This is a genomic window from Stenotrophomonas sp. P5_B8 (genome assembly GCF_054049855.1).
The window spans coordinates 1-729 of sequence record NZ_JBFULO010000818.1; the positions used below are offsets into that span (position 1 = coordinate 1).

General features: G+C 58.7%; 1 pseudogene. It reads right to left on the reverse strand.

Features of this window, described 5'->3' with window-relative positions:
• Positions 1-575: 575 nt before the first annotated feature.
• Positions 576-729: pseudogene (locus ACXJKH_RS21630) on the reverse strand (IS3 family transposase); the annotation flags it as partial.

Here is a 729-nt window from a genome sequence, read left to right on the forward strand (position 1 = left end):
GAGCGACCCCATGGGTGGCTGCGCTTCCACCGGGGAATCACGCAGCCACCCATGGGGTGGCTCTACCGGGCGCGGCATGAAAAAAGGGGTAGCCCGGCTGGGCCACCCCTTCGTATCCGTCTGCTTGGTCGACTGGAATAGTTGGTCCAACCGCCACCCTTGAAGGATAAAGGTCCTCGATCTGACACACTGCACGTCCATGCCGTAAGTTGGTCCAGCTCGACCATCTACCAGCGACTCTGGCGTGCAAGGCGATGGAATGGTTAGTCCAACAGGCAGTCCTTTACCGGTACCGGACTCGAGCCAATCATCCTCAGACCGAGACTCTGTGTTGATCCAGGGCTTCCAAACCTTCCTTTTTTGCCCCAGCGAGACGCTCGACAACTGGTCCCCGAGATCGCCACCTTCTTTGGCGAAGTTGCTCCGCATTAGCTCGGAAGGGAGCTGCTTGGTCGGCGATCACTCGCCCTTCGTCACGATCTACTGGGATATCCAGAGCACTTCAGTCCGCGTGTCCGTCCGGGCGGGGGTCGCCACGGGCTACTCCCCCTTCCGTCAAGGGGGCTGGGTTCTACCCCAGATATCACGGACGGTTGTAAGAGAAGGGCTGCAACATTCTGATCTTGCCTGGTCACTCTTCGTCGCACCCTTGGATTATGGCGTTGCTCGATGTAGCCAAACACATCCGCTCGTGCTGCACCCAACGTCAGGTAGCTGGTTCTATAGATC